The sequence below is a fragment of the Pseudomonas sp. P1_A1 genome (assembly GCF_056406935.1).
In genome coordinates, this window is record NZ_JBFTZE010000042.1 from 1 (window position 1) to 1,299 (window position 1,299).

At 62.1% G+C, this 1,299-nt stretch carries 1 protein-coding gene; it reads right to left on the minus strand.

The features are described from left to right. On the minus strand, positions 1–1,299 hold a 1,299-nt coding region (locus tag AC1D2Q_RS29475), incomplete at both ends, for a calcium-binding protein (RefSeq protein WP_477815537.1).

Below are 1,299 nucleotides of genomic sequence, written 5' to 3' on the forward strand. Positions count from 1 at the left end.
CAGACCGCCCTGGCCGTTGAGGATGTTGTTGCCGCTGTTGCCGATCAGCACGTTGTTCAGGGCGTTGCCGACCGCGTAGATATTGTCGCTGCCGGTCAGGGTGAGGTTTTCCAGGTTGGCACCGAGGAGCCAGTTGACCGAGGACCGCACGGTGTCGATTTCGCTCGCCAGGGTGCTGGTTTCGGTGACCACGTCCTTGAGGTTATCGACGCTGTAGGTGTCATTGCCGCTGCCGCCGATCATCACATCGGCACCGGTGCCGCCCTCCAGCACGTTGTTGCCGCTGTTGCCGATCAACACGTTGTTCAGGGCGTTGCCGACCCCGGTGAGGTTGTCGTTGCCGGTGAGGGTCAGGTTCTCGACGTTGTTGCCCAGGGYGTAGCTGATCGACGACAGTACCGTGTCGATTTCGGTCGRCGAGGTATTGGTTTCCACCACCACGTCACCCACGTTATCCACAACGTAAACGTCGTTGCCTGCACCGCCGTTCAGGGTGTCGGCGCCGGCACCGCCATTGAGGATGTTGGCAGCAGAGTTGCCGGTGAGGCTGTTGTCGAGGGCGTTGCCGATCATATTGAGTGCCGCAGTCCCCAGCAGCACGCCGTCTTCGACGTTGGCCGACAGGATGTAGCTCACCGTCGTGCGGATCTGATCGCGGCCTTCGCCGGCCAGTTCGGTGATTTTATCCGCGTCGTTGTCGACGATGTAGGTGTCGTCACCCGTGCCGCCRACGAGGGTGTCGGCACCGGCGTCGCCATCCAGCCAGTCATTGCCKGCGCCGCCCTGCAGGGTGTTGGCGTAGGCGTTGCCTTGCAGGGTGTTGTTCAGATCGTTGCCGATCACGGTGAAGGCGCCGGCACCGGTGAGGGTGACGTTTTCGACGTTTTGCAGGTTGCTTTGGCTGAGGTCGACGRTGCTGGTGGTCGGGGTCGARGCGTAGTTGATGTACAGCAGGTCACGGCCCTGGTCGGCCGTTTCCTGCAGCAGCGCCAGTTCGCCGAACTGGTCGAGGGCATAGGTGTCGTCGCCGGCGCCACCGCTCATGGTGTCCAGACCGCCCTGGCCGTTGAGGATGTTGTTGCCGCTGTTGCCGATCARCACGTTGTTCAGGGCGTTGCCGACCGCGTAGATATTGTCGCTGCCGGTCAGGGTCAGGTTTTCCAGGTTGGCACCGAGGAGCCAGTTGACCGAGGACCGCACGGTGTCGATTTCGCTCGCCAGGGTGCTGGTTTCGGTGACCACGTCCTTGAGGTTATCGACGCTGTAGGTGTCATTGCCGCTGCCGCCGATCATCACATC